Origin of the sequence: Bradyrhizobium sp. AUGA SZCCT0431, from assembly GCF_018131065.1 — a bacterium.
Lineage (GTDB): Bacteria > Pseudomonadota > Alphaproteobacteria > Rhizobiales > Xanthobacteraceae > Bradyrhizobium.
This window is the reverse complement of record NZ_JAFCLR010000083.1, coordinates 1-5978: the sequence shown is the minus strand read 5'-3', so window position 1 is coordinate 5978 and position 5978 is coordinate 1. Positions and strand designations below refer to the sequence as shown.

Sequence of the window (5978 nt, the reverse complement as noted above, 5' to 3'; positions counted from 1 at the left end):
TCTTGGCGCGACCGAGCATCTGCAGCGTGACGTTCTCGAGCTTGATGCCGAGATCTTCCGAGATCGCCTGACCACCGATCAGAACCGCGATGTCCTGCAGCATGGCCTTGCGGCGATCGCCGAAGCCCGGAGCCTTGACGGCCGCGACCTTGAGGCCGCCACGCAGGCGGTTGACGACAAGGGTAGCGAGCGCTTCGCCTTCGACGTCTTCAGCGACGATGACCAGCGGCTTGCCGGTCTGCACGATCGCTTCCAGCAGCGGAAGCAGTTCGTTCAGACTGGAGAGCTTCTTCTCGTAGATGAGAATATAGACATCATCCATTTCAACGCGCATCTTGTCGGCGTTGGTGACGAAGTAGGGTGAGATGTAACCGCGGTCGAACTGCATGCCTTCGACGACCTCGAGTTCAGTCTCGAGCGACTTGGCTTCCTCCACCGTGATGACGCCCTCGTTGCCGACCTTCTTCATGGCGTCGGAGAGGAACTTGCCGATTTCCGTGTCGCCATTGGAGGAGATGGTGCCGACCTGGGCGATCTCCTCGTTTGAGGTCACCTTCTTGGAGTTCTTGACGAGGTCGGCAACGACGGCGGCCACTGCCAGGTCGATACCGCGCTTGAGATCCATCGGGTTCATGCCGGCGGCTACTGCCTTGGCACCTTCCCGCACAATCGCCGCGGCCAGCACTGTCGCGGTGGTGGTGCCGTCGCCGGCAGCATCCGCCGCCTTGGAGGCGACTTCGCGCACCATCTGGGCGCCCATGTTCTCGAACTTTTCTTCAAGCTCGATTTCCTTGGCGACGGTGACGCCGTCCTTGGTGATGCGGGGTGCGCCGAACGATTTGTCCAGCACGACGTTGCGGCCCTTCGGACCGAGCGTGACCTTCACCGCGTTGTTGAGAATTTCGACGCCGCGCAGCATGCGATCGCGGGCATCGACGCCGAATTTGACTTCTTTGGCTGACATAATGATCTCCGGTTTCAACTGGTCAGGTCCCAAAGACCGCGGGACTGGGCGGTTCTTGAGGGATGACATTTGGATTGCGGTCCCCATCCTTCGAGAAGCCGGCTACGCCGGCTCCTCAGGATAGGGAAAACTGGCTGGCACTTACGCGGCCTTCTTCCTGGCGGCGGGCAGATCGGTGAGAACGCCCATGATGTCGCTCTCCTTCATGATCAGCAGTTCCTGGCCATCGAGCTTGACTTCGTTGCCCGACCATTTGCCGAACAGGACGCGGTCGCCAACCTTGAGATCGATCGGGATCAGCTTTCCGGCTTCGTCGCGGCCGCCCGGACCAACGGCGGTGATTTCGCCCTGTGAGGGCTTTTCCTTGGCGCTGTCCGGAATGATGATGCCGCCTGCGGTTTTGTCTTCGGCATCGATGCGTTTGACCACGACGCGGTCGTGGAGCGGACGGAATCTCATGCGATCCTCCTTGGCTTTTGTGATTATTTCTGGATTGGCAGTCGCAATGAGCGAGTGCTAGCCGCTCTTCACATAAGCCTGTGACACTGGGGCGCAAGGGCTTCGGCCCTCGATGTTTGACTGCAACTTAAGTTTCTCGAGGAGGAATGCTTGCGGTGATTGCTAGCAGGCGAAGTAACATGCTGCTAGCACGTTGATTACTATGACCTATTGAACGTTTTCGTTTTTGGCGAATTGAGAAGCATGCAGCAGCTCTAGTGGGGCTGGAGGTTGGCATGGTCGAGAAAGATGCGGTTTCCAAGGATTTCAGGAAGCAGGTCTTAGGCTACGGACTGACAACAGCGGAAATTGTGTATCGTCGTCCTGATCGTCACTGGTTCCTGCAAAGCTACGTCTGGCAGGACTACGATGTGTTCCCGAATTTTCCGGCGCTGAAGGATTTTCTGACTTTCTGGGAGACAACGCTCGATGGTCCGCTGTTCGCAGTTACCGTCGCGCATTCCAAACTGATCAAGCCTGCCGAACTACGTGCCGTGGACGGAGTCTTCCGGCTGCACTAGCGCGAGGGCGCAGAGCTTTGGGGTGATCGCAAAGCGGTTATCCCAGGACACGACGCAGCTCCGCAACAGAACGTCATTCGGCATCCGTAGCTGGACAGGCAATGAATCGATATCGAGGAACCCAAGCGGAGTTCCAATTCTCGATAGTTGCACCGCACACAGCGCATTCAAAGCTGCTGATCTCGCGCGCCTCTACGATATGTTCGCTGCGGTCATAAACCGCGCCGCATTTACAGGGGCGATACCCAGAAGATTCTGACATGTCCCAATATGCGCTTCGGACTGTCTGTTTTCCAGTTAACAATCCGCTGCCACATTCAAACTTACCCGGTGCCCAGGGCTGCCCTCAAACCCTGCTGGACGCCCTTACCGGCACGATTCCGTAAATCAGAGAAACGGCCAGTTCGGGGGTGCCCAGCTGAGGCCGTGCTTGCGCCCTTCGGCAATTCGAAGCACGCGCGATCGGAGCGGGTTTCGCCGCTCAATACCAGCGGCCCCGGCCGTACCAGCCGCCGCCGCCAACCAGCAGAATGACAAGCACGATGATGAGAAGCGTGGTGGTATCCATGTCGAACTCCTCCTGGCCAGTGCCTTGCGTGCTTTCGCACTTCGCGTATGCACTCCCAATACAACCAACCCTTTTGATCCCTATTCGTTCCTATGACTGGTCCATCCCTCTGCAAGTGAATGGTCATGGATCAGTCGGGTGGCGTCTAACCAAAACTTCAAAGCTGGCGGCGACGATGGTATCTTGAGATGTGGCAGATGGTCAGGTCGTACTGGTGACAACCGAACCGCTAGCGGGCGGTTCGCCCGTCCGCTCGGTTTACTTCGTCGCCGCACAGGATCCGGAGGCGGCCAAGGCGATTATCGCTGCCATGATGGCTCCGAATGAGAAGATCGAAGCGTGGGCGCGGCTTCCGGAGGCAGCAGTGAAAGCTCTCGGGTTGAAACCTAGAGACTTCACGCACGGCTGACGACATCAGGACCGCAAGGGCCGCGCGAAACTCAGCTCGTGGCCGTCGGGGTCATTGAGGTGGAAGAAGCGCTCACCCCATTCGGCATCGCACGGTGAAGTGGTTGGCTGGTATCCCGCCGCGAGTGTGCGCTTGTGAATTGCATCGACATCGCTGACGTAGAAAATGACGCGCCCCCACCAGAACCAGCGCCGCTCGGCGGGCTGGGCGATGAGGTTAAGATAGCTCGCCCCTGCTCGAAAGCTGATAAAGGACGACTGTTCGTCGCCATGCAGGACCTCAAATCCCAGTGCCCGGTAGAACCGGACCGCTCGTGGCATCTCGTGGGTGCCCAGTGTAATAGCGCTGATACCCTCGATCATGGAGTGAATTCTCCTGTTTCATTTCCGCCGTTGACGTCGCGCCCCGACCGATAAAGCCATTCAGCGATGCTGGCCGAACCCGACCGCGGATCAGCCTCGACCTTGGTCGGATCAGCCTTAGCATTTCAACCCTGCCGCAGGGATAGCGAGCGAAGCCCGGTCCTGCTCGCAGCCCATCGGCGCTCCGCGCCGGGTGCGCATGTAGCTCCGCTGGATAGAACGACCGTTTCCCAAACCCATCGCCCCCAGCATGCGCTATGAAAGCTAAGGCAAATCGGCACCTTCAAACATAAACGCTGGTTTACGTTCTAAGAATGGATTTCTGTTTCCGGTGTCTTACGGGGTCTGCTTTGGCCGAAAGCGGACCTGAAAGAGGCCAAGCGCCACTTCCGAAAAGTGCCAAATTCTGACCTTCAGGCGCATCTCTGATAGTCACCCCTTCTGCCGTTTATGGGCCATTGCGCCATCCCCGTCCTGCACTGCACATCGATCGTGCTTAGGCTGTTACGCGCCTTCACTGGTGCGAAAGATTTGAGCGTTGATTCCGCGCGTGGAGAATGCCGAAGGGGTCTTCGCGGCGGGCGAGCTTCCGATAGGTGGTTAGGTCGTCTTCTTGGAACACGGGTCCCTCGCCCCGTCGCCCGACAGAGCCCGTGCTTGGTACCAACGGCAGCGAGGTGCCAACGCCCGCATAAAGATATCGGTCACCGAAAGCCTGCTTCAACGCTGCGAATGTCGGCTCACCGGTGCAGTGGCCCGGCGCGATATTCTCTATCTTGAACGTATCCTTGAGCGCTGCCACGGACTTGGTAATGACCTCGTCCGGAGCGACGACGAGGTGGAATCCGCCGGCGATCAAACGTATTTTGGAATTGATGGCCGCCGCCGCCTCGACGATCTTTTCGACCCCCGGGTGCGCGCAGCCGACCACGAGCACTACGCCGTCCGAGGTGTTGACCGCTAAGGACAACTCCTTGAGCTCTTTCGTGCCGGGGGCGTCGGACACCAGTGCTATCAAGGTAATGCCTGGAACGATTTCCGTCGTTTTGTCTATTAGTTCGATGTTGGCTCCCCGCCAAGCGGTGCCGAATTTCATGACTTCCGGCGGCTTGCCCTCGTAGTAGCGCATCTCGGGCGGCAAAGACTCGTCTTTTCGGTAGAAACTCGATGGCAGCGACGAACCGTAAATGCCGAACCCTTCTCTAGGTGCGTAGATCTTCACCGTCGGATTCACGCTCAGAACATGATTCAGGCCAGCCATGTGATCAGAGTGTCGGTGCGACAGGACGACGAAATCGATGTTGGTAAGGTCAACACCCTTCGCCTTGACGTTGGCTGCGAAGATGTCTGGATCGTTGCCTGTGTCAAACAAGATTCGTTTACCGGCGACCTCCACGAGCGCGGAGAAGCCCCAATCCTTCTTCATTGCGGCATCGGTACCGAAAGCGTCATAGAGGATGGTGATCTGGCTGTTTGGCTGAGCCGCGGCCGTTGTAGCAGGGACAACCACGGCAGCGACGCCGCCAAGTGCGGTCGCAAAGATCAATGTTGCGCGAAGTTTCATGGAAGTCCTCCTTCTTTGAGAACACCCCCATTTGAGTTTGCTTGTCGGAGCCTTGCGCTAATGTGCTATTGAGCCCCTGCGCCAACCCGGCACCAGGCGGACGATATTTTGATCTACCCGAAGCTTGTTTGATCAGCCGGTCGCCGTTCCTGCCGCCATTCGGGAGTTTATCTCAAGGCACTTGGTCGCTCATCAGCGCACGCATGAGTACGCCCAATTTCCGGAAGTGTCACGACAAAGCCGCGACGCGCGGCGTAGAGCGCGCCTTCCGATCACCTGAAGCTATGGGTGATATAATGGATAGCGAAGAAAGAGTCCCCTTTCTGGAGGAGCGACGACCGCTTCGGGTCAAAAAGCAGACAACGACAAAGCGTAGGAGGTGGCCCGCTTTGCCCCTGAAAGCGGACATAGCCAGACCGGCCGGTCCGTCCGCTAAGTGCCCAAAACCGGACGTTACCAAGTCGCTTTTTGACCGGGCGTTCGGATGATCTCATCACCGACGATCCACTCCATCCGCGGCACATCTTCCTACGCGATGTGACCACAAGAGATCGATTAATATCGGGATGTCGTGGATAGCAAGGCGGTGAAGCAGATTGCGATTGCCATCTGACCCATAGGTGCGCTCCGCCGCATGCGTGACGCTCTGCGGGCGCGAAAACTAATTTCCGTGTCAGAAACTGTCGCATTTTTCATGTGACAGCATTGGATCCTTTGGCTTTCCTGGTTGTCTTCTTCTTGCGACCTTGACGTCGCTGAAATTCAACCACGGAGGAAATTGGGATGAAGAACAAGCTCCTTAATTGCCTCATGGTAGGTGCACTTGGCTCCGCGCTTGCTCTCGCGTCGCCAGCACTCGCCTTCCGCGGCGGTGGGCATGGCGGCGGTGGGCATGGTGGCGGTGGCCATGGCGGCGGAATGCACGGCGGCGGCATGGGAGGTGGAATGCATGCCGGCGGTATGGGAGGTGGAATGAGGGCCGGCGGTATGGGAGGAGGTATGCATGTCGGCGGCATGGGCGCACGCGCGCATTTCGGCGGCGGCCATTTCGCGGGCCGCGCTTTTGCGCACCAGGGCTTTGCGCACCATGGC

General features: G+C 58.3%; 7 protein-coding genes. 2 read left to right on the top strand and 5 right to left on the bottom strand.

All coding sequences use genetic code 11. From position 1 onward, the window contains the following. Together groEL and JQ567_RS37675 are read right to left on the bottom strand one after the other, a co-directional pair. A partial coding sequence (gene groEL, locus JQ567_RS37680; RefSeq protein WP_212443504.1) for a chaperonin GroEL occupies window positions 1-964 on the bottom strand: 964 nt, incomplete at its 3' end. A 141-nt stretch (window positions 965-1105) separates the two neighbouring features. Beyond that, window positions 1106-1423 carry a co-chaperone GroES gene (locus tag JQ567_RS37675; RefSeq protein WP_212443503.1) on the bottom strand — a complete coding sequence of 106 codons (318 nt, stop codon included), beginning with the start codon at window positions 1421-1423 and terminating at the stop codon, window positions 1106-1108. Window positions 1424-1698: 275 nt separating this feature from the next. On the opposite strand from JQ567_RS37675, the gene JQ567_RS37670 reads away from it, so the two are divergent. Beyond that, the gene (locus tag JQ567_RS37670) at window positions 1699-1983 is read left to right on the top strand and encodes an usg protein (protein ID WP_212443502.1); all 285 of its coding nucleotides are present in this window, start codon (window positions 1699-1701) and stop codon (window positions 1981-1983) included. A 782-nt stretch (window positions 1984-2765) separates the two neighbouring features. After that, window positions 2766-2960 carry a hypothetical protein gene (locus JQ567_RS37665; protein WP_312017526.1) on the top strand — a complete coding sequence of 65 codons (195 nt, stop codon included), beginning with the start codon at window positions 2766-2768 and terminating at the stop codon, window positions 2958-2960. A 5-nt stretch (window positions 2961-2965) separates the two neighbouring features. On the opposite strand, the gene JQ567_RS37660 is transcribed toward JQ567_RS37665, so the two are convergent. The 3 genes from JQ567_RS37660 to JQ567_RS37650 form a co-directional block, all read right to left on the bottom strand. Then, window positions 2966-3322 carry a VOC family protein gene (locus tag JQ567_RS37660; RefSeq protein WP_212443500.1) on the bottom strand — a complete coding sequence of 119 codons (357 nt, stop codon included), beginning with the start codon at window positions 3320-3322 and terminating at the stop codon, window positions 2966-2968. 514 nt (window positions 3323-3836) lie between these two features. Then, window positions 3837-4886: an MBL fold metallo-hydrolase gene (locus tag JQ567_RS37655; RefSeq protein WP_212443499.1), complete on the bottom strand. Its 1050-nt coding sequence runs from the start codon at window positions 4884-4886 to the stop codon at window positions 3837-3839. 762 nt (window positions 4887-5648) lie between these two features. Next, a partial coding sequence (locus JQ567_RS37650) for a hypothetical protein (protein ID WP_212443498.1) occupies window positions 5649-5978 on the bottom strand: 330 nt, incomplete at its 5' end.